Source organism: Ureibacillus aquaedulcis (assembly GCF_030418165.1).
GTDB classification, from domain to species: Bacteria; Bacillota; Bacilli; order Bacillales_A; family Planococcaceae; genus Ureibacillus; species Ureibacillus aquaedulcis.
In genome coordinates, this window is the sequence record NZ_JAUHTQ010000015.1 from 1 (window position 1) to 21,938 (window position 21,938).

Sequence of the window (21,938 nt, forward strand, 5' to 3'; positions counted from 1 at the left end):
GCCGGACATTAATACTAATGTCCGAAAAAACATCTGCTGGCATCAATTTTGATGTCCAAAATTTTGTTTCCCTAACTTAATAGAAGAAACGATATTCATTAACGTTTTGTTGTTCAGTTTTCAAGGTTCATTTTAAGTCGTTTTTTTCAGCGACCCCTCTATAATAACATCTCTTCCGAATCATGTCAACAACTTTTTTAAAAAGTTATTTTCACTAGTTATGTTTTGATGTCATTTCACTTTGTCGTATCAGCGACTTTTATAATAATACAACGAGACTGATATGAAAGTCAACACTTTCTATCAAAAAAATTCGAGGTGGTTTAAACACCCCGAAAACAGCTTCATTCCTTACCCTTTTATAAGATTACCAATTAAGAAATAGCCACGGCCAGAATCATTCATATGAAGAAGAAACAAACTCTTTATCTACTTTATAATGTCGGTGATAAATCAATCCGCTTTTTGAAAGTTTGGATTCTGTATGGATATATCCTTTATCAATCAGATACTCCACAAACACTTCCAAGTCCTTCGCATAGTATTTTAACTCATCATGATTATGTAATTCCTGTATCGTCCATGTGTCTTTGGATACCATCGTTTCTAATATATGCTGCGCCCCGTCATTTGTCCTTGAATTGATCAAGAATTCGATGGCTAGGAAAAGAAGCTCCAATCTTTTCTCTAAGCTTTCTGTACTCATTACAAGTTCTTCATATAGTTTATAGATCGAAGGCTCCAACTTCTTCACTTGGGACCAAACGGTTACTTCCGGATATAAACCATTTTCAATAACAGCTAGGCGAGCTAAATGATGCAGGGAATCAACAACATGATGATAGGAGTCAAAATAATTCCCGCGATTGAAAAATTCTTTTCCTTCTATATAACGGCGAATCAATTTTGAAAATTGAATGCCTGTCTTTAATTTACGTCCAAGGAAAGGAAACTCTTGCAACTTTAATCTTAAATTCGATAGATACTCGTTACGATCGAACATGACCTTACCGTGGAATATCCAGTCAATAATTCTTCTATCCAGCCCAACATTCAGCCTCTTATTTAATAACTCTTCTGTAATGACATGCATGGCCATCTTTTTATCTTCATGCAAATAATGCTTTGTAAAAATGGGAATGTCCGCTTCTTTTACAACAATTAATAATACCGAGTCAAAAGTATCCGTAACACTCTTTGTTTCTTCACGTTTTGTCACTAGAATAACGCCTAAAGTGTCCGACTGGCTTGCACGTTCCTGGTAGATCGGGCGCAAAATATGCTCCATGTTAATCCTCCTAAATTACAATTACGTTAATTTGTTCTTTCGACATCTAAAAAAAGAATCCTTCTTTTATTATATCTATTACTCTACAGAAGGACTTGTATTACTATTTAAAGTTCCAGTTTATCTATTATGAATCCAGCCTTGAAAATTTCTATACTTTCTTATCCTCAAATGAAAACGTTCTATGTTATAGTAGAATCTAGATTGGGAGGCTAGAGAATTATGGCAAAGACATATAAAAATAAAATAAACAAAATTCGCTCATTCGCCTTATCATTAATTTTCATTGGTTTTGTTATTATGTATGGGGCAATCTTCTTCCGCGAAAATCAAATATTGGTAATCATCTTCATGACACTAGGGTTATTATGCATCATTGGAAGTACAGCCGTTTATGGATGGATTGGTTTACTTTCAACAAAAGCTGTACAAGTAGTATGCCCGAATTGTAACAGACATACAAAGGTACTTGGCCGTGTTGATATGTGCATGTACTGTAACGAACCGCTGACATTAGACCCTACACTAGAAGGCAAAGAATTTGATCAGGATTATAATAAAAAACGTTAGACTGAAGTCGACTCCCAAGCTGAGTCGGCTTTTTTTAAGCACTACTTCCCATTAAGGCCCAAAACCAACTGCAATCCAGATCTCAAAGTCGCTAGAACTAGTGTAGTAGCAAAATAAAAAACCTAGCAACATACCGTTACTAGGCTCGTGTCTTATTACAAAACTTGTTTTCCCGCATTTTCAAGACATTCTTGGCAAGTACCGTATACTTCCAGACGATGTGAGTGTACTTTATAGCCTGTTACATGTGAGGCAAATTGCTCCACTTCGTTTAACCCTGGATAATGAAAATCGACAATCTTTCCACAGGATTCACAAATCATGTGATAATGGTCATTCGTAATGAAATCAAATCGACTTGCTGCATCTCCATATGTTAGTTCCTTCACTAAACCTGATTCACGGAATACACGCAGGTTATTGTAAACAGTTGCTACACTCATATTGGGAAACTTTCCTTCTAGAGCTTTATATATTTCATCTGCAGTTGGATGTGTCATTGATTCAATTAAATATTCCAAAATAGCATGACGCTGCGGAGTAATTCTTACACCAGTTGTCTTTAACGTGTCTAGGGCATCTTTTAAATGCATATCAGACATCGCCATGCACCTCTTTCTTTTAATTCTTAATTTATAATAGTTATAATTAGTGTACCCAAATTATTGAATGTAGTCAACATTTCCATACCTACTACCGTTATTTTACGTCGATTAATCATAAAAAATTAATAATAATAACCAGTTAGTATTATTAATATAAGAAATATTCAGTATATTTCCCTTGAAGAGATATTCCATTATGTTATTTTATTCTCAATAACCTCGTAAAATATTCATCTTATTCTCAATATCTTTATCGCCTTCAAGGTATTTTTTCAAGCTTGGTATAAAGATCTCAAGGCTTCTTTCTAAATAGCGTGATGAATGACTTGAGCAATGCGGAGAAATTGTTACGTTTTCCAATTCCCAAAGTCTACTATCCATTGGAAGCGGCTCTTCTTCAAAAACGTCCAGTACAGCATGTTGAATTAGATTTTCTTCAAGTGCACGGATCAATACACTCGTTTCCACCAGATTCCCTCTGCCAAAATTCATAAAGATTGCATTGTCCCGCATTCCCTGGAAATGCTCATACCCTATTAAATGCTGCGTCTCTTCTGTACTAGGCAAAACCGATATGACAATATCCGCTTTCGGCAAATGTTCTGCCAGATCATCAATACGATAAGTTTCATTCATATATTCTACTGAATTGCCGCTTCTATTACAGCCAATTGTATAGACTTCGAAGGCTTGCAGCAGTCTTCCGATTTCACCGCCGATTGCCCCAGGACCAATGATTAATGCCGTGCTTCCGTTAAGTTCTGTCGGGTGGCCGCCTCTTTTGTCCCAAATTTTGTTTCGTTGGTTATTGTAAATAGTCGGCAATACACGTTTTATGGATAAAATATGTGCTAGTATCGATTCGGTCATTGGCTTTTTATGAATACCCCGTACATTCGATACAAGTATGTCCCGCTCGGCAATAGCATTTTTAGGCATTTTTTCAACACCAGCCGAAGCAACAAAAATCCACTTCAAATTTGCAGCACTAGAAATATGCTCCTCCGTTAAATCTTCTCCATATGTAACAAGGACTTCGGCTGTTTCTAGTTCATCATCAATGATCCCCTTGCGAAATACAAACTCGACTTCAGGAAATTGTTCCACTAATTGTTTTTGTAAATCCGGTCTAGAATCAAATGTAAAAAATACCTTCATTTTTTTCCCTCCAAAATAGATAAATCTTAACGGAAGATTCTTTAGCGCAGGCTTTCTAAAACTTCCTCGATATGGTTTTTCACTTTTACCTTACGCCATTCCTTTTCAACTATTCCCTCTTCGTTGATAAGGAATGTGGACCGTTCTATTCCCATGAATTCGCGGCCGTACATTTTCTTTAGTACCCAAACTCCATATTTTTCAGATACCTTATGATCTTCATCAACCAACAAAGAAAAAGGCAAACCATATTTTTCGATGAACTTTGTATGCTTGCTCGCTTCATCACCACTGACACCAAGAATGACTGTATTTAAATCAGTAAACTCGTCATGATAATCACGAAAATCACATGCTTCCGTCGTACAGCCAGGTGTCATATCCTTTGGGTAAAAATATAGCACGACCTTTTTACCTCGAAAATCTCGTAAGGAGACTTCCTCTTCTTTTTCATTTACTAATGTGAAGTCCGGTGCTTCCATTAACGATTCCATAAATAACCCTCCCTTTTTCTCTATCCTACAAAAGAAGAGTATGAGTTTCAAATTCTTTGGCATTCGCTTTGAATAGGTCTACAATAGGATGTGAAATAAATGAGGAGGCTTTACAAATGAATCATACAAAATCCGAAGAAATCCAGATAGAGGCATTGGAGCATATCGTTGGTGGCGTTAATAGTCCATCACGTTCTTATAAAGCAGTTGGCGGCGGCGCACCTGTTGTTATGGCAAAAGGGAAAGGCGCCTACTTCTTTGATGTAGATGGAAATCGCTACATTGACTACTTGGCCGCTTACGGTCCAATTATTACTGGGTTTGGTCACCCGCATATTGCAAAAGCAATCACACAAGCAGCAGAAACTGGCGTCCTGTACGGAACTCCTACAGAGCATGAAGTGAAATTCGCAAAAATGTTAAAGGATGCGATTCCTTCACTGGATAAAGTACGTTTCACAAACTCCGGTACTGAAGCAGTAATGACTACAGTACGTGTTGCCCGTGCATATACTGGTCGTACGAAGATCATTAAGTTTGCCGGCTGCTACCACGGACATTTCGACCAAGTGCTGGTTGCTGCCGGATCTGGTCCAGCAACGCTTGGTTCTCCGGATTCTGCCGGCGTACCTGTCGCAGTGGCAACAGAGGTTATTACAGTGCCATTTAATAATAAAGAGCAATTCCAGCTAGCAATGGATAAATGGGGCGATGAAGTAGCTGCCATCCTGATTGAACCAATCGTAGGAAACTTCGGTATCGTCGAGCCTAAACCAGGGTTTTTAGAATTTGTTCATGCAACCGCAAAAGAAAAAGGGGCACTGACAATTCACGATGAAGTTATTACCGCCTTCCGATTCCATTATGGTGCTGCACAGGATTTACTTGGCTTAACACCGGACTTAACGGCTATGGGCAAGATTATTGGTGGTGGACTGCCAATCGGTGCTTATGGTGGCCGTAAGGAAATCATGGAGACTGTTGCGCCCCTTGGACCAGCGTACCAAGCTGGAACAATGGCCGGAAACCCAGCGTCAATGCTTGCGGGAATCGCATGTCTTGAAGTGTTAAAACAACCAGGTGTCTATGAAGAAATGGATCGTCTAGGAGACCTATTGGAAAAAGGGATTCTGGAAGCTGCCGAAAAACACGGCACCACGATTACAGTTAACCGCTTAAAAGGAGCATTAACGCTTTACTTCACAAATGAAAAAGTGGAGAACTATGAACAAGCCGAAAACTCCGATGGTGAAATGTTTGGTCGCTTCTTTAAATTAATGCTATCAAAAGGGGTAAATCTGGCTCCATCGAAATATGAAGCATGGTTCCTAACAACCGAACATAAAGAAGAAGATATTGTTGAAACAATTGCAGCCGTGGATTATGCCTTTTCACAATTAAAATAAATGATAACAAGATTTTACTTATAATTTTATTTCTATTTAAATACACTAAACTAGTTGACCAGGATAAGAAAATTAGGTAAAGTAATGTGATTTCCTCACGTTTTTGAGGGGTAAGTAAATGAAAAAGAGAGGGCGTATTTTTACATGCAATTAGGTGCCCGTGTATTAAAAACAGGTGTTTCGATTGTCTTTGCACTTTTTCTGGCAGAATTACTAAATTTACCTTCACCTGTTTTCGCTGGGATTGCGGCTATTTTTGCCATTCAACCGTCTATTTACCGTTCCTATTTATCCATCCTTGAACAAATTCAGGGAAATATTATCGGTGCTACAGTTGCCGTACTATTTGGTTTAATTTTTGGCCATCATATTGTCGCCATTGGGATTGCGGCCATCATCGTGATCGGGTTAATGAGAAAATTCAAGCTGGATAGCTCGATATCATTAGCACTTGTTACGGTTGTGGCCATTATGATATTTGAAGGAGATGACTTTTTAGAATTCGGCGTAATTCGATTTCTAACAGTCATGGTTGGGGTATTTGCAGCATTTATCGTTAATTTAGTGTTTCTTCCACCAAAATATGAAATTAAATTATTTACAATGATCGATTCATTACAGGATGATATCATTCGCTGGACACGACTTGCAGCAAGGCAGGCATCAGAGCATACATCCACAAAAGCTGCGCTGAACAAATTTCAGGAACGCCTGAGTGATGTGGAGAAAATGTACGACTTCTATAAAGAAGAACGGCATTATTCGAAGAAAAAGCGGTTTGTACAAGCTCGTAAACTAGTCCTTTATCGTCAAATGATCACGACCACGAAAAAAAGTCTAGAGCTTTTGCATCGTTTGCATAAACATGAAAATGAAATCTCGAACTTGCCTGGTCAATTCCGAGGAATGGTACAGGAACGTCTCGACTTTTTACTCACTTTCCATGAACAATTACTTTTAAAGTTCACCGGAAAGCTAAAACCTGAGCATTCAAAGTGGATTGATGAGCAGGATAAAAAATATGTAGATGTTATGCAGAAACTAATCCAACAGATTGCTTTGGAAGAAAAAAGAGAAGGCGACGAGGAATTTTCAAGTTATCACCTGTTCTATATCTTCTCTCGACTATTGGATTACGAAGAGAATCTGGAGCATTTAGATACTTTGATCGTCTCCTATAGAAGCTACCATAGCAACGAGAAAAACTCGGACCTAGAACAAAGCTTCTATTAGAACTTACCAAATTACATCGTCTTAAGTTGAACTCCCCATGAGAACGCATGGGGAGTTTTATATTTCCTAGTGGAGCTTATCTATATCAACCAGCTGAATAAATCCACGATCATATTGGATGGTGCCTTCTTTTTTCCATTTGCTTAGATAAGTAGTTACCTTTTGCCGGCTACATCCAACCATATAGGAAATTTCTTCATGTGTTAATGGAATAGTGATTTTAGCTACCCCATTCTCCATGTTGGCGAGTTTTATTAAAAACCAGCTAATTCTTTCCGGCACCGTCATTTTCGAGTGAACATATACTAATTGTTTTGCTTCTGCCAATTGCCTAACTAGCGTATAAAATAATGCTCTTTCGATAGCTGAAAGTTTATCCAGATGTTGTAATATGACATCAATTGGAACGGAAAGCAGGCTGCCATCTGTTAACGCAACTGAATAGTGCGTATGCTCTGAATGATTATTTAATCGATCTAAAAAACCAAACATTTCCCCTTCTTGCATAAGTACGATTGTAACCGGCTGTCCATCCTCCCCATCTTCAGCTAATTTTACAAGCCCCCTGTGCACAATATAAACACTATTGATGGCGTCCCCTGTTTGATAAATCACCTGTCCCTTATTTATAGGGATTTCCTTACTATATTGTTCTAGTTCCTTTATCACTCCACTTTCCCCCTTGCACCAACTTTTTTATACTATTCCGAATATTTGTAACAAAAGTGACAGAAAGAATAAAATCCAACACATAAAATGGGTACTATCTAAATCTTAGTATACCACTTTGTTTTATTAGAATGGAGGGTTTTATATGGCTGAGGAACATATTATTCTTCAAAATGTCCATAAGGAGTTTCAGAGAAAAGATCACACTCCTACAATTGCGTTAGATGATGTTTCCCTAACGATTAAAAAGGGAGAGTTTATTTCCTTATTGGGTCCATCCGGTTGTGGAAAATCCACACTTTTAAATATTGTTGCAGGACTAGAAAAAGAGACTTCCGGAAAGCTGCTTGTCAATGATAAACCGATTAAAGGGCCGGGTAATGATCGAATTGTCGTTTTTCAGGAGTCCGGCTTATTTCCTTGGTTGAGCGTTCTGGATAACGTTATGTATGGACTCCTTATTAAAAAAGTACCTAAGCAGGAAGCACAGAAACGCGCACTGGACTGGCTGCAAAAAGTTCACCTTGGCAAGTTTGCACATGCCCTGCCCCATGAATTGTCAGGAGGCATGAAACAACGCGTTGCCATCGCCCGGGCGTTGGTAACGGACCCAGAGATTCTTTTAATGGATGAACCTTTTGCCGCATTGGATGAACAGACCCGTATGGTATTACATATGGAACTTGATAAGCTTTGGCGTGAAACTGGAAAGACGATTATTTTCGTTACTCACAATATTCGAGAAGCAGTTGTATTATCAGACCGAATTGTGCTAATGAAAACACGTCCTGGCGGGATTAAAAGCATTTTCCCTGTCCAGGCGGCCCGACCAAGAAATTCTTCAGACAGCATTTTAATACATTTAGAAAACCGAATATTAACCGAGCTTGAACAAGAAATGGAAAAAGTGCTGAAGGAGGAATTAGGCAGTGATTACGCTCTTAAGACGAACGATCTTCGTGTTGATCCTAGTAATAATATGGGAAGCGATATCTAAATTTGAAGTCTTCCCTGCTTTTATGTGGCCGCCATTAATCATTCCAAATGACCCAGGTGGCGTCACGGTTGTAAAAACATTAATTAACGGTATTGTAGACGGCCAATTATTGGAAGCAACCGGCTCTTCTTTAATAAGGTTATTTATCGGTTTCTTCATCGCGGTAGTTATTGGATTTATTCTTGGCTTCTTGATCTATAAATACAAAATTATTGATGATACACTTGGCTTTTTTGTAACCAGCCTACAAGCGATACCAAATATCGTTTGGATGCCTTTAGCCATATTATGGTTTGGCTTGGGAGTAGGCTCTGTTATTTTCATCGTTATTTTAGGGGCTGCACTATCAATTACCATTACATCGAGCACCGCTTTCAAAAGTGTTCCCCCCTTATTGATTCGCGTGGCGAGTACCATGGGGTCGACGGGTTTCCACCTGTTCCGTACAGTCATCTTCAAGTCAACAATACCTCAGCAAATTGCAGGTTTGCGTTTAGCCTGGGCATTGGCTTGGCGTGCTGTTCTAGCCGGTGAATTACTGGGCGGCAGCGGCGGTCTCGGCACCCTTTTGGATTTAGGCCGCTCCATCCAGGCCATGGATTTAATTTTTAGTATCATGATCATTATCGGAGTAATTGGTTCCTTTATCGACAACTTTATCTTCGTTAGAATTGAACGTTATGTACTACGAAAATGGGGTATCTTGACTACCCACTAAGGAGAAGATCAAATGAAAAAGAATATTTTATTTTTTGCTATTTTAACCCTTGCAATAACAGTATTGGCTGCATGCGGCGGTGGCGAGGAAACAAGCACTGAAAAAGATTCCGCAACAGAAATACGTATCGGGTATTTTCCAAATATGACACATATCGCAGCAATTGTTGCACTTGAAAAAGGTTACTATGCAGAGCAATTTGGTGAAAATATCGAAATTACTACTAGTACATTCAATGATGGGTCGGCATTTATGGAAGCAATGTCCACAGATTCAATTGACATTGGTACAGTTGGACCAACACCCGCTTTGAACACGTATGTTAAAAACCCACAACATGAAATTATCTCAGGTGCCGTAAATGGCGGGGCTGTTCTTGTTGTCGGAAAAGATTCAGGCATAAACAATGTGGAAGATTTAAAAGGCAAAAAAGTTGCTGTACCTACTTTTGGCAGCACTCAAGATGTCGGGTTAATGAAATCCCTTCAGGATGCTGGCCTAACAGCTAGTTCTACTGGCGACGGTGATGTTACTACGATTAAGCAAGCTCCTGCAGATACAGCGGCTCTAATGTTAAACGGTGAAATCGATGCAGCAGCTACGCAAGAGCCATGGGGCGTGAATATCGAAACAAATGGTAATGCCAAACTTTTACTGGATGCATCAGAATTTGCTTGGGGCAGCGAATCCACAAATACAGTTGTGGCTGCCAGAAAGGAATTTACTTCCAATAATCCAGAACTAACAAAGAAGGCATTAAAAGCATATAAGCAAGCTGTCGACTTCATTAACGAAAATCCAGAGGAAGCAATCCAGCTTTTCCTGGATCATGTTGAAGGTTTAACTGGGAAAGAATTATCTAAAGATGAAGTAACAAAGGCATTTGCCCGCTTAACTCCTACTACTGATGTGAAAGAAGAAATTTTAAAAGAGATGGCGACAATCTCCAAAGAAGCCGGCTATATTTCAACAGACAATATTGATGGCTTAGTGAATCTTTCTTATTTAGAGGAAGCTTTAAAAGAATAGAGTCATTCATTTGCTTATAAACCTTCGGTTGAAGGCCTATCTATAATAAGCCAAATCGCAAAGAAAAGTTTATACTAGATGGAGATTTCAAAAGCTAGGCTGGTCATTGTTTGCCTAGCTTTTGCCAATTACTTGAAAGGAGTCTTGAATGATGAAATTACATCAAAACATTCTTGAATTAGTTGGAAATACGCCTATTGTAAAATTAAATAAATTACCCTCTGAAAACGGCGCTGAAGTCTACATGAAATTAGAATCCAAAAATCCTGGCGGCAGTGTGAAAGACCGTGCTGCACTAAATATGATACTTCAAGCTGAAAAAGAAGGAAAACTCATCCCAGGAGTAAGTACAGTAATTGAACCTACTTCAGGGAATACGGGAATCGGTCTGGCAATGGTTTGTGCCGTAAAGGGCTACCCTTGTATTATTACAATGCCCGATAATGCTACAAAAGAACGGGTGCAGCTAATGCAGGCTTATGGTGCCAAAGTTCATTTAACACCCGCTAATTTACGGATGCAAGGCTCTATTGATGTAGCATTGCGTATTGCGCAAGAAGTCCCTAATAGCTTTATTCCTCTCCAATTTGATAACCGGGCAAATGCAGATGCCCACCGTTCAACAACAGCAATTGAAATCTTGGAGGCGTTTGGTGATCAGCAACTCGATGCTCTTGTACTCACTGCTGGTACTGGAGGGACGGTTACCGGAACAGGTGAGGAATTAAAAAAACGCCTGCCTAATTTAAAGATTTATGTAGTTGAACCTGCGGGATCCCCTGTATTAGCAGGTGGAATTCCCGGTCCTCATAAGATTCCGGGAACAGGACCAGGATTTATCCCGAAAATTTTAAATCGTGAAGTCTTTGATGAAATTCTTCATATTGAAGATGACGCTGCCCAAATTACGGCTAGAAGACTTGCAGCGGAAGAAGGCCTATTAGTTGGTGCTTCAGGTGCAGCTTCTGCCTACTTCGCCATCGAGATAGCAAAACAGCTTCCTGTAAATGCAAAAGTGCTTTGTCTAGCACCAGACACAGGAGAGCGTTATTTATCAACTGATTTATTTCCACTAGAATAATAAAAGAACATAAAAAAGGTGAGCCATCATGAGCTCACCCTTTTTTAATTTTTCATCTTCGGATCCAGCGCATCCCGCAGGCCATCTCCCATTAGGTTAAATCCTAGCACAGTCAACATAATGGCGATCCCTGGGAAGATCATCATCCACGGGGCTGTCATCATGTAAACCCGTGCATCTGATAGCATCTTCCCCCACTCTGGCTGTGGTGCTTCCGCTCCCAACCCTAAGAAACTTAATGCAGCCGCTTCTATAATGGCAGTAGCAATGGCCAATGTCCCTTGTACGATAACCGGGGAAAACGAGTTCGGCAATATGTGTCTCCACAGTATTCGGGAATCCTTCATACCAATTGCTCTTGCAGCAACGATATACTCCTCTTCTTTTACACTTAAAACTTTTGAGCGGATTAGGCGGCCAAAGTTCGGTATGTTAATAATCGCAATGGCAATTAATGCGTTTTGCAGTGACGGTCCCAAGATGGATACAACTGCAATTGCCAATAAAATACTTGGGAAAGCAAGCATAATATCAAACACTCTTGAGATAATGGTATCGATGAATCGTCCGTAAAAACCGGCAATGATTCCCAAGAAGCTTCCTATTACGATTGACAAAATAACCGAAAAGAAACCAACAGCCAACGAAATTCTTGCCCCATAAACAACCCGTGAAAAGATATCCCGTCCAAAATCATCTGTCCCTAGCCAGTATTCACTAGAAGGGGGTGCCAATCGCAAACTTGGATCCTGTAATTTCTGTTCATTTATTCCTTCCGGCGCAATCAATGGACCAAATATAGCAAGTAGGATGAAAAATACGACAATGGCTGTGCCGACAAGGGCTGCTTTACTTTTTCTGAAGCTTCGCCACGCCACTTTCCATGGTCCAACTACTTTCTCTTCTTTCGGTTTTAAGTCAACTGAATTTGAAACCAGCTCCGACATGAATCCCACTCCCTTCTAGTTATATTTAATTCTTGAATCGATGGCTGAATATAAGATATCGACAACAAGGTTAATCATCACAAACATAAAGGCAACAATTAGAATTCCGGATTGAATAACGGTGTAATCTCTGTAGCCGATTGCTTCATAAATATAGCGGCCTATTCCTGGCCAGCTGAAAATTGTTTCTGTTAATATTGCGCCGCCTAATAGAAGACCCGTTTGCAATCCAATGATGGTAATAATCGGAATTAATGCGTTTTTTAATGCATGCTTATAAACAACGATACCCATTCGCTGACCTTTTGCACGGGCAGTTCGAATATAATCTGAACGGAGTACCTCCAACATGGAAGAACGAGTCATTCGTGCAATGATGGCCATCGGAATTGTAGCTAGTGCAAATCCAGGTAAAATTAGATGCTTAATTGTCACCCAGAACTGATCGAAGCGACCTTGAATCAACGTATCGATTAAATAGAGATGGGTTATGGCATGTACCGGGTCTCGTACCTCTTCCCGACCGGAAGTAGGAAGCCATTTTAGTTCTAGACTGAATGTCCATTGTTCCATCAAGCCTAGCCAAAAAATCGGCATTGACACACCAATTAATGCGATGACCATGGCAATATAGTCAAACCAGGAATTTTGGAACCAAGCAGAGATAATTCCTGCATTCATACCGATAACTACCGCTATGAGCATGGCAAAAATCGCCAATTCAATCGTAGCAGCCAAGTATGGCCATACTTCCGTCGAAATCGGCTGCCTTGTTCGAAGCGACTCACCCAAATCACCCGTCAACAACCCTTTTAAGTAATCAAAATATTGAATATACCAAGGTTGATCAAGTCCAAGCTTTTCCCGTAACGCTTTGATCGCTTCTTCCGTTGCCTGCTGTCCCAATATCACTTGGGCTGGATCGCCTGGTATCGCACGGATAATCAAAAACACGATAAAGGTCATTCCCAATAACACAGGAATTAAATGAAAAATCCGCTTTCCTATGTAGCGAAGCATAACGTCACCTCTTTAATTTTTTTGGGTGCCAGGCACTCAAACAATTTCGAATTGTTTATGTGCCTGGCACTTATTTTTTTATTCCATAGATACGTTTATTAAGCTTTCCGAGCCTGTTGGGTGCGGCAAGTAGCCAGTAACTCCTTTTTTCCCTGCCAATAATGGAGTCGAGTGTGCTAATGGAACCCACGGAGCATCATCGTGAATGATTTCCTGTGCTTGTTTATATAATTCAATACGTTTTTCTTCATCAATTTCAGATTGTGCGGCAATTAACAATTCATGGACCTCATCGTTAGAATAGTAAGCATAGTTGTTGCTGCCAATCGTATCTTTGTCCAACAATGTGTAAATAAAGTTGTCGGCATCGCCATTATCACCTGTCCATCCTAAAAGGAATGCATCGGCTTCTCCATTTTTTGCTTTTTCCAAATACGTTGCCCATTCAAATGAGACGATTTTTGAAGGGATTCCCACATCACTCAAGTTTTTCTGAATCGCTTCGGCTACCTTTTGTCCATCCGGCATATATGGACGTGGTACAGGCATTGCCCAAAGTTCAATTTCAGAACCATCGTAACCGGCTTCAGCTAATAATTCCTTCGCCTTTTCAGGATCATACTCGTATCCTGCAATTTCGTCATTATAGCCACTAATTGTAGAAGGCATTGGATTTACTGCTACTTCTGCTCGGCCTTGGAAGAAAGCATCGACAATTGCTTGTTTGTCGATCGCATAGTTCACGGCTTGGCGTACTAACTTATTATCAAATGGTGGACGAGTATTTGTTAAACCAAGGTAACCAATATTCATCGAAGGACGCTCAATCAATTGCAATTCTGAATTGGATTCAACTATTGTAGCATCGGACGGGTTAATACCATCTGCCAAGTCGATTGCACCGCTCATTAAGTCATTCAGTCGAGCTGAGTTATCTGGAATTGCACGGAAGATAATTGTATCCAACTTAGGTAACCCTTCCTGCCAGTACTCCGGATTCTTTTCAACTGTGATGGATTCATTTCGTTTCCACTCAACAAATTTAAATGGCCCTGTCCCAACTGGATTATCTCCAAAAGACTCGCCTGCTGCTTCAAATGCTGTTGGTGAAGCGATAGCAAATGGGCTCATAGCAATATTTTTCAGGAATGGTGCTTGTGGGCGGGAAAGTGTAAACACTACAGTAAGCTCATCGACCGCTTCTACACTCGCAATAATATCTTCACCTTCCGCTTTAAACATGGAGTGGAAGTAATAGAACTGCTCTTCAGCTCCACCTTTCCAGCGTTCCACGTTTTTTACAACAGCCTCTGCATTGAAGTCTGTTCCATCATGGAATTTAACACCTTCTTGTAAATGGAAAGTATATGTTAAACCATCTTCGCTAACTTCCCACTCTTTTGCTAAACCAGGATTGATTGTTGTATCTTGTTCTCCAAAGTTCAATAATGTTTCATAAACATTTTCTGTTACTTTGAAGGATTCCCCATCCGTAACAATTGCAGGGTCAAGTGATACCGAATCTCCACCTCGGCCAAATACTAAAGTTTGAGGAACTGCTTCTTCTGTTTCTTCCGATGTTGTTCCGTCGGTTGTTTCTTCATTTGTTTCTGTTGGCTCTTCAGTTGTTCCTTCATCGCTGCTGCATGCAGCCAGCACTACTGAAAGAGCAAGCAACAATAATAGACCTAGTGACCACAGCTTGCTTTTCTTCATAAATACCCTCCCTATTTCCCTAAATGTATATGTCATTGCTGCGCATCAATAGATAAACATGATGATTACCACTGGATTAAATCAATGATTCTCTCATGCTGATTTCGAATAACTTCTAATCAGTACTATATAAATGACACGCAACAGAGTGACCCGGTTTAACTTCTACTAAATCTGGTGTACTCATCTTGCAAGTAATGGTTGCATATGGGCATCTGGCCTGGAACTTGCAACCCGTATCTGTTACAGAATTTGAAATATCGCCTGTAATGATCATTTGCTCCCTCTCATAAGTAGGATCGGGAATCGGTACGGCAGATAATAATGCCTTTGTATACGGATGCAGCGGTTCAGCATATAAGGATTCACTTTCAGCTAACTCTACTACACTGCCTAAATACATAACCGCCACCCGGTCGCTGATATGGCGTACGACCCCCAAATCATGGGCTATAAAAATATAAGTAAGCTTTAAATCCTCCTGAAGCTTTTGCATTAAATTAAGTACCTGCGCCTGGATCGAAACATCCAATGCAGATACTGGTTCATCCGCAATAATAAGCTTTGGATTTGTCATGAGGGCTCGTGCAATCCCTACCCTCTGTCTTTGCCCTCCGCTGAATTGATGCGGATAGCGCTTCCCATGATAGCTGTCCAAACCAACAATTTCCAAATACTCGGAAATCCTTTCTTTTCGTTCTTGTGCATTTCCAATCCCGTGAACGATTAAAGGTTCCTCTAAAATTTTCTTCACTGTATGTCTTGGATTCAAGGAAGCGTATGGATCCTGAAACACCATTTGAATATCGCGCCTTTTTTTCCTCATTACTTTTTTGGATAACTTGGAAAGGTCTTCTCCATCAAACTTTATAGAGCCTGAAGTTGGCTCAATCAGCCGCATAACTGTTCGGCCGGTTGTTGATTTTCCACAGCCGGATTCACCCACTATCCCGAGAGTTTCTCCTTCAAACACCTCGAAAGAAACATTATCCACGGCTTTGACATGGCTAACTTTCTTTAATGAAGCTGTACGCTTCGGAAAATATTTCTTTAAGTTATCAACCTTCAGCAACACGTTCTGCAATCCCGATTCCCTCCGTTTCCTGCAAGAAGCATCTTGATTTATGGATGGTCCCCTCGCCAAGTTCGTATAATGGTGGATTTTCTGTTATACACCGTTCTGTTGCATAATCGCAGCGCGGGGCAAAACGACAGCCCATTTGTATGGAGCCAGGCTTTGGCACATTTCCCTTTATTGAATATAAGGAGTCCTTCTTATACCGCATATCCGGAACCGATTGAAGCAAGCCCTTTGTATAAGGATGCTGAGGATTTTTAAAGATTTCTCCCACAGGCGCCTCTTCAACTATTTGACCTGCATACATGACCACCACTCGTTCACAAACTTCCGCAACAACACCCAGATCATGGGTAATCAGTAACACTGCCGTCCTGAATTGTTTATTTAATTCTTTCATCAACTTCAAGATTTGGGCTTGGATTGTTACATCAAGTGCTGTTGTTGGTTCATCTGCTATCAATAGCTTCGGGTTGCAAAGCAAAGCCATCGCAATCATTACACGCTGCCTCATTCCACCCGATAATTGGTGCGGATAATCCTTCATCAACTCTTCTGCTCTAGGCAAGCCGACTAATTTCATCATTTCAATCACTTTACTGGCTACTTCCTTCTTTTTCATTTTTTTGTTGTGCAGCAAAATTGCCTCAGTTAGTTGGTTGCCGATTGTATAGAGGGGGTTCAGGGATGTCATCGGTTCCTGGAAAATCATCGCCACTTCTTTCCCACGGATTTTCCTCATTTGCTTTTCGCTTTGTTTCGTTAGATCAAGTTCACCCAGAAGAATTTGACCGGACGTAATTTTTCCTGGAGGAGAAGGAACCAATCCCATAATCGATAGGGAGGTTACACTCTTTCCGCAACCAGACTCTCCAACAATAGCTAGTATTTCTCCTTCATTGATATGAAAATCGATATGATCAACTGCAGGGACTCTCCCATCCTCTGTGAAAAAAGTTGTTTCCAAATCTTTTACTTTCAGTAGTACATTTCTTTCCATCTTGTCCCTCCTTACCGGAAAGTGATTCTGAAAACTAGCATCACTTTTCTTTTTCTATTACTGTTAGAAATTGATAGATTGCAATCTAGTAATTCATACTTTTTATGCTAAAAAAATTGAAAGTATCACAAAATATTTTCGACAAAATTAAACGCTTTCGCTAATTTATCACGCTAAACTCCTAAATTTTTCTCGCTTATGATTATTTAAACCCCCGGAAAATCAAATGTTCCGAAACAGAATCCAGGCAAAATAAAAATGCCCAGAAAGTCGAATGTTGACTTTCTTGGGCATTTTATGTCATAAACTTTTTTTATCAATAGCGATAAAATTTCAGTTTACGAATGATATATTTTCCTAATCTAATTTTTGAATTTGGAATAAGTCATAATACACGCCTTGTTTTTTCATTAACGTTTCATGATTGCCTTCTTCTACTAATTCACCATGATCAATAACGAAGATTTTATCAGCGTGCGTTATTGTAGATAAACGATGAGCAATAATAATCGTTGTCCGGTTACTAGCCAACCTGTCAAGTGAATCCTGGATCAATGCTTCACTTTCCAGGTCCAGCGCTGATGTTGCTTCATCCAGCACCAATATTGGTGGATTTTTCAGGAAGACACGAGCAATTGCAACTCGCTGTTTCTGGCCACCTGAAAGTTTAACCCCGCGCTCACCCACTTTAGTATCATAGCCATCTGGTAAAGTCATGATAAAATCATGGGCATTCGCCGCTTTTGCAGCGGCAATGACTTCATCATCTGTTGCTCCGGGTTTCCCCATTAAAATATTCTGTTTGACAGAATCACTAAATAAGATATTGTCCTGCAGCACAATTCCGATTTGTGCACGAAGGGAGTGAATAACCGCATCCTTTACATCGATGCCATCAATTTTGACTGCTCCACCAGTCACATTGTAAAAACGAGGGATTAAACTAACGATTGTCGATTTTCCTCCACCGCTCATCCCTACAAAGGCGGCTGTTTGGCCGGGCTGGATATCAAAATTAATATTATTCAATACCATTTGCCCGTCTTTTTCATATTGGAAATCCACATTTTCGAACGAAACTTGTCCTTTAACCGGCGGTAACTCAAGAGCATTCTTCTTATCCTGAACGTCATATTCTTCATCCATCAATTCAAACATACGATCCATTGATGCGATCGATTGAGTTAAGGTTGTCGATGAGTTTACCAAACGGCGCAGTGGGCTATATAAGCGTTCAATGTAAGCATAAAATGCCGCCATTGTTCCGACAGTTAACTCACCCTGTATTACCTGGTAGCCGGCAAATCCGATAACGAGTAAAGGAGCAATATCGGTAATCGTATTGACCACTGCAAAGGATTTTGCATTCCATTTTGTATGATCCAGTGCGCGATCTAAAAATTCGCCATTTTCTTTATCAAAGATTTGTTGTTCGTGCTTCTCCAATGTAAAACTTTTAATGATACTCATTCCACTTACTCGTTCGTGCAAGTAGCTTTGTACATGTGCCAATGCTTGCGAACGTTTTCTTGTGAGATCGCGCAGCTTCCCAAAGAAGTACTTCACACTAAACCCAAAGAACGGAAGCGCAATGATTGCCACTAAAGTTAGCTTAACATCCATTGTAAGCATAATCCCGATGGCTATCAAAATGGTCGCAACATCAAGCCACAGGTTCATTAAGCCAATCATGATAAAGTTTTTTGTTTGTTCCACATCATTGATCACGCGCGAAATGACTTCCCCAGCACGTGTATTCGCATAATATTTCAGGCTTAGTTTTTGTAAATGGCCAAATAGTTCCTGACGAATATCAAACAACACTTTGTTACCAACGTGCTGGGCAAAATATTGACGGTAATATTCGATTGGTGGACGGATGATAAAGAACAAAATCACCGTTCCCCCTAGCCAGTAAAAGAGTTGTGTAATTTTTTCGCTATTTGTTAAGTGTGCTGCTCCAATGATATTATCGATGACGATCTTGATTAAGATTGGAATAAACAGCGGAATCGCAAATTTTAATATACCAATTGCAATTGTTAATAGAATTTCCCAGCGGTAGGGCTTCACAAAGCGCATGTAACGTTTAATGCTATCCAAATTATTTCACTTCCTTTATAAGCAACACAAGTTGTCTGAAAAGGTGCCCAAATTTGGCACCTGTTTTACACTATACTCTAGTTTGGGGTTAATTACATCTAACGTGTTTTCAGTAAGAACTTATAAACCATTTAATAGTGCTTATTAATAAAAATTCTAAAATTATATTTGTTTGGGTGAGCGGACTAATGGCGCGCGCGTATTGGTCATGGAAACGATGTCGCATGGACGCGACATTTCCACCCGCCACACAAGCCGCATAGCTAACTTGTGGTAGTCTCACCGACTTGTCGAGACTACTAAAATTTGAGAAACCATTTTTTCTTTACAATATTGATCTTGGATTGTGATACATCCCGGCTGGAATATTGCTGATTTGTCTTATTAAGCTTGGAATGCGAGGCTTCCGCTCTTATTTCTCATTATTAAATCGCTTAAAGTATTTTTAGAAAATCTACACGTCTCCATATAGAATGAATTTTCCACTTCATTATTAGATTCATACCATTATGAATACCATCTTTTCCTATATACCCATATTTAATTACCTTTATCCTAACTTTTCTATTCCATGAAGTTATGATTTCTATAGTACAAAAAAGTCTACTGGCAGGCAGTAGACTTCGGCTTTATTTTTCCTTTGATTGAACTTCTTTATTAAATAGGTAGCGATTGGTCCAGACCTCGATAAAATCAGGGGCAAAGGGGCCTCTTTTTTGTTTGATCCAGCTAACGAGCTTATTGACATTGCGCTTTAGAATTTTATCGATTACTTCTGGGTAGCCCATTTCTTTTTTATGTTGCTCATATTCATCTTCATCCAATAATGTATAGGACATATCAGGAAATACTTTGATATCTAAATCATAGTCGATATATTTGATTGCATTATTGTCAAATACATAAGGCGAGCTCATATTACAGTAATAATACACACCATCTTCACGAAGCATGCAGATGATATTGAACCAATGCTCTGCATGAAAATAACAAATCGACGGTTCTCTCGTCAGCCAAGTTCGTCCATCGGATTCAGTCACGAGTGTACGTTCATTTGCGCCGATAAAGATATTTCTCGTTCCTTTTAAAACCATCGTTTCTTGCCAGACACGGTGGATGCGACCATTATGTTTATAACTATGTATTTGTATCGTTTCTCCTTCTATAGGTATTGTCATTGTATTGCCCACCTTTTCGTCTCTATGTATGAACATCGCTTGCTGATATTTGTGTCTAATTTAAAATTTCAATCATCTAGCAACTATTAGGTTTATTATAGCAATGCTTATCTAAAACTTGTAGCTTGAAGAACATTTTTTTCAAATAACTTGGGAAAATATAGATTAACATCGTATTTAAGTTATGTATCTGCACTGTTTATTTTCAGCTAAAAAATTAAGGTATAGACAATAAATGTCTATACCTAAAAGTGAATTCACTTTATTTACACTCGAGTTAGGGTGACTTGATTAGAAGTCGTTGTTGTTATTGCTGTTGTTGTTATTGTTGTTATTATTGCGTTGGTTGTTTTGTTGGTTTTGCTTTTGGTTTTGTTGACGAGCTTGTTGGAAATCTTGGTCTAAAGCAAACTCTTCATTGTTGTTGAAATTGTTGTTATTGTTGTTGTTATTGTTGTTGTTATTGTTGTTGTTGCGGTTATTACGGTTGTTGTTATTGTTGTTGTTAGCCATTTGTTATCACCTCCGTGAAATTATTGTGGACGGAAGGAAACGAGTTTATTCGACAAATTAAAAATCATTCAATTCAGAACATTCAAAATCTTCAACATCGGAACTGGCATAGGTAAAGTTCTTATTTGTTCCAGTGTAAGGAAAAGAACATTTTCTGGTAAATCCATTTTTTGTACCACTTTCACCTGCATACACTCCATCTCCCATGTCAAATGTGAAAAGATATGTTTAAATTCCAGTAATTCTTTATCTATATACCCGGAGATTTCCACATTATAATTTTGCTGAAGTGTTTCTTCGCTTAAGGAATTTTCATTTATCTCAATCATGGGAAATTGCCACATATCCGCCAATAACCCTTCGCTCGGACGCTTTTCTATTAAGTATCGACCTTCCTCATCGACTGCTGCGAAAACCTTAAACTGCACTTTTTTGGTTTTTACCTTTTTTGATTTGACTGGTAATTGATCTGCCTTTCCTTCATTAAAGGCTATGCAATAATCACGAACTGGGCACAGTAAGCATTTTGGAGAAGTTGGTGTACAAATCATTGCACCCAAATCCATTAACGCTTGGTTGAAGTCACCAGGGTGCTGTTCATCAATCAACATTTCCACTGCCTCTTCAAATACTCTTCTGGTTTTTGGCTGGGCAATATCCTCTTCTATATGCAGTACACGACTTAGTACACGCATAACATTCCCATCTACTGCGTGCTCAGGCTTTTGGTAGGCAATACTTAAAATTGCACCTGCTGTATATGGTCCCACCCCTTTAAGCTTTGATATATCATGTCGATTATCAGGTACCACTGAATTATATTTTTCAACGACTTCCTTTACACCCGCCTGCAAGTTTCTGGCCCGGGAATAATAGCCAAGACCTTCCCACATCTTTAATAGTTCTTCCTGAGGCGCATAGGCAAGGTCATGTATCGTTGGATACTTTTCTAGAAAACGGTTGTAATAAGGAATCACTGTATCAACTCTTGTTTGTTGAAGCATTACTTCTGAAACCCATATTTTATAAGGGTCAGATGTGTGTCTCCAGGGTAGATCACGCTTCTCATGGTTAAACCATTCGACTAAATTGTGTCGAAATTCTTTTGTATATTGATATTTCATTCCATCCTCCG

At 39.5% G+C, this 21,938-nt stretch carries 21 protein-coding genes; 7 read left to right on the forward strand and 14 right to left on the reverse strand.

The window, feature by feature from the left end; translation table 11 throughout:
- Nucleotides 1–397: 397 nt before the first annotated feature.
- Nucleotides 398–1,288 (reverse strand): nucleotidyltransferase-like protein, encoded by an 891-nt coding sequence (locus QYB95_RS15710; RefSeq protein WP_301139322.1) that lies wholly within the window; start codon nucleotides 1,286–1,288, stop codon nucleotides 398–400.
- A gap of 222 nt (nucleotides 1,289–1,510) precedes the next feature.
- Here QYB95_RS15710 and QYB95_RS15715 point away from each other — a divergent pair, with 222 nt between their 5' ends.
- The gene (locus QYB95_RS15715) at nucleotides 1,511–1,858 is read left to right on the forward strand and encodes a YgzB family protein (RefSeq protein ID WP_301139323.1); all 348 of its coding nucleotides are present in this window, start codon (nucleotides 1,511–1,513) and stop codon (nucleotides 1,856–1,858) included.
- A 155-nt stretch (nucleotides 1,859–2,013) separates the two neighbouring features.
- Here QYB95_RS15715 and perR read toward each other — a convergent pair whose 3' ends face one another.
- The 3 genes from perR to bcp all read right to left on the reverse strand — a co-directional run bounded on the left by perR (nucleotide 2,014) and on the right by bcp (nucleotide 4,115).
- Entirely contained in the window at nucleotides 2,014–2,460 is a 447-nt protein-coding gene (gene perR / locus QYB95_RS15720; RefSeq protein ID WP_301139324.1) for a peroxide-responsive transcriptional repressor PerR, read from the reverse strand.
- 213 nt (nucleotides 2,461–2,673) lie between these two features.
- Nucleotides 2,674–3,621, reverse strand: a complete 948-nt coding sequence (locus tag QYB95_RS15725; RefSeq protein WP_301139325.1) for an NAD(P)-dependent oxidoreductase — start codon at nucleotides 3,619–3,621, stop codon at nucleotides 2,674–2,676.
- Nucleotides 3,622–3,662: 41 nt separating this feature from the next.
- A complete protein-coding gene (bcp, locus tag QYB95_RS15730) occupies nucleotides 3,663–4,115 on the reverse strand; it encodes a thioredoxin-dependent thiol peroxidase (RefSeq protein WP_301139326.1) in 453 nt (150 codons plus the stop codon).
- Between the two features lie 116 nt (nucleotides 4,116–4,231).
- Here bcp and QYB95_RS15735 point away from each other — a divergent pair, with 116 nt between their 5' ends.
- Both QYB95_RS15735 and QYB95_RS15740 read left to right on the forward strand, forming a co-directional pair.
- The gene (locus tag QYB95_RS15735) at nucleotides 4,232–5,521 is read left to right on the forward strand and encodes a glutamate-1-semialdehyde 2,1-aminomutase (protein WP_301139327.1); all 1,290 of its coding nucleotides are present in this window, start codon (nucleotides 4,232–4,234) and stop codon (nucleotides 5,519–5,521) included.
- 144 nt (nucleotides 5,522–5,665) lie between these two features.
- The gene (locus QYB95_RS15740) at nucleotides 5,666–6,754 is read left to right on the forward strand and encodes an FUSC family protein (RefSeq protein WP_301139328.1); all 1,089 of its coding nucleotides are present in this window, start codon (nucleotides 5,666–5,668) and stop codon (nucleotides 6,752–6,754) included.
- 66 nt (nucleotides 6,755–6,820) lie between these two features.
- Here QYB95_RS15740 and QYB95_RS15745 read toward each other — a convergent pair whose 3' ends face one another.
- Nucleotides 6,821–7,423 (reverse strand): Crp/Fnr family transcriptional regulator, encoded by a 603-nt coding sequence (locus QYB95_RS15745; protein WP_301139329.1) that lies wholly within the window; start codon nucleotides 7,421–7,423, stop codon nucleotides 6,821–6,823.
- Nucleotides 7,424–7,568: 145 nt separating this feature from the next.
- On the opposite strand from QYB95_RS15745, the gene QYB95_RS15750 reads away from it, so the two are divergent.
- The 4 genes from QYB95_RS15750 to cysK all read left to right on the forward strand — a co-directional run bounded on the left by QYB95_RS15750 (nucleotide 7,569) and on the right by cysK (nucleotide 11,248).
- Nucleotides 7,569–8,420, forward strand: coding sequence for an ABC transporter ATP-binding protein (locus QYB95_RS15750; RefSeq protein ID WP_301139330.1), 852 nt, complete (start codon nucleotides 7,569–7,571; stop codon nucleotides 8,418–8,420).
- A gap of 22 nt (nucleotides 8,421–8,442) precedes the next feature.
- Nucleotides 8,443–9,138 carry an ABC transporter permease gene (locus QYB95_RS15755; protein WP_425609217.1) on the forward strand — a complete coding sequence of 232 codons (696 nt, stop codon included), beginning with the start codon at nucleotides 8,443–8,445 and terminating at the stop codon, nucleotides 9,136–9,138.
- A gap of 12 nt (nucleotides 9,139–9,150) precedes the next feature.
- Complete coding sequence (locus QYB95_RS15760; protein WP_301139332.1) at nucleotides 9,151–10,167, forward strand: ABC transporter substrate-binding protein; 1,017 nt, start codon at nucleotides 9,151–9,153, stop codon at nucleotides 10,165–10,167.
- 151 nt (nucleotides 10,168–10,318) lie between these two features.
- Nucleotides 10,319–11,248, forward strand: a complete 930-nt coding sequence (gene cysK / locus QYB95_RS15765; RefSeq protein ID WP_301139409.1) for a cysteine synthase A — start codon at nucleotides 10,319–10,321, stop codon at nucleotides 11,246–11,248.
- A gap of 44 nt (nucleotides 11,249–11,292) precedes the next feature.
- Here cysK and nikC read toward each other — a convergent pair whose 3' ends face one another.
- From nikC to mutY, 9 genes are all read right to left on the reverse strand, one after another.
- Entirely contained in the window at nucleotides 11,293–12,195 is a 903-nt protein-coding gene (gene nikC, locus QYB95_RS15770; RefSeq protein ID WP_301139333.1) for a nickel transporter permease, read from the reverse strand.
- A gap of 15 nt (nucleotides 12,196–12,210) precedes the next feature.
- Nucleotides 12,211–13,215, reverse strand: a complete 1,005-nt coding sequence (locus tag QYB95_RS15775; RefSeq protein ID WP_301139334.1) for an ABC transporter permease — start codon at nucleotides 13,213–13,215, stop codon at nucleotides 12,211–12,213.
- Between the two features lie 78 nt (nucleotides 13,216–13,293).
- Nucleotides 13,294–14,931, reverse strand: a complete 1,638-nt coding sequence (locus tag QYB95_RS15780; protein ID WP_301139335.1) for an ABC transporter substrate-binding protein — start codon at nucleotides 14,929–14,931, stop codon at nucleotides 13,294–13,296.
- A gap of 115 nt (nucleotides 14,932–15,046) precedes the next feature.
- Nucleotides 15,047–16,015 (reverse strand): ABC transporter ATP-binding protein, encoded by a 969-nt coding sequence (locus QYB95_RS15785; RefSeq protein WP_301139336.1) that lies wholly within the window; start codon nucleotides 16,013–16,015, stop codon nucleotides 15,047–15,049.
- Complete coding sequence (locus QYB95_RS15790; protein ID WP_301139337.1) at nucleotides 15,990–17,009, reverse strand: ABC transporter ATP-binding protein; 1,020 nt, start codon at nucleotides 17,007–17,009, stop codon at nucleotides 15,990–15,992. Before QYB95_RS15790 ends, QYB95_RS15785 begins: the two co-directional genes overlap by 26 nt.
- A gap of 357 nt (nucleotides 17,010–17,366) precedes the next feature.
- On the reverse strand, nucleotides 17,367–19,112 hold the full coding sequence (locus tag QYB95_RS15795; RefSeq protein ID WP_301139338.1) for an ABC transporter ATP-binding protein: 1,746 nt from the start codon (nucleotides 19,110–19,112) through the stop codon (nucleotides 17,367–17,369).
- Nucleotides 19,113–19,741: 629 nt separating this feature from the next.
- Nucleotides 19,742–20,290, reverse strand: a complete 549-nt coding sequence (gene ntdP, locus QYB95_RS15800; RefSeq protein ID WP_301139339.1) for a nucleoside tri-diphosphate phosphatase — start codon at nucleotides 20,288–20,290, stop codon at nucleotides 19,742–19,744.
- 291 nt (nucleotides 20,291–20,581) lie between these two features.
- Nucleotides 20,582–20,803: a hypothetical protein gene (locus QYB95_RS15805; RefSeq protein ID WP_301139340.1), complete on the reverse strand. Its 222-nt coding sequence runs from the start codon at nucleotides 20,801–20,803 to the stop codon at nucleotides 20,582–20,584.
- Nucleotides 20,804–20,871: 68 nt separating this feature from the next.
- Nucleotides 20,872–21,927 carry an A/G-specific adenine glycosylase gene (mutY, locus tag QYB95_RS15810; protein WP_301139341.1) on the reverse strand — a complete coding sequence of 352 codons (1,056 nt, stop codon included), beginning with the start codon at nucleotides 21,925–21,927 and terminating at the stop codon, nucleotides 20,872–20,874.
- Between the last annotated feature and the right edge of the window lie 11 nt (nucleotides 21,928–21,938).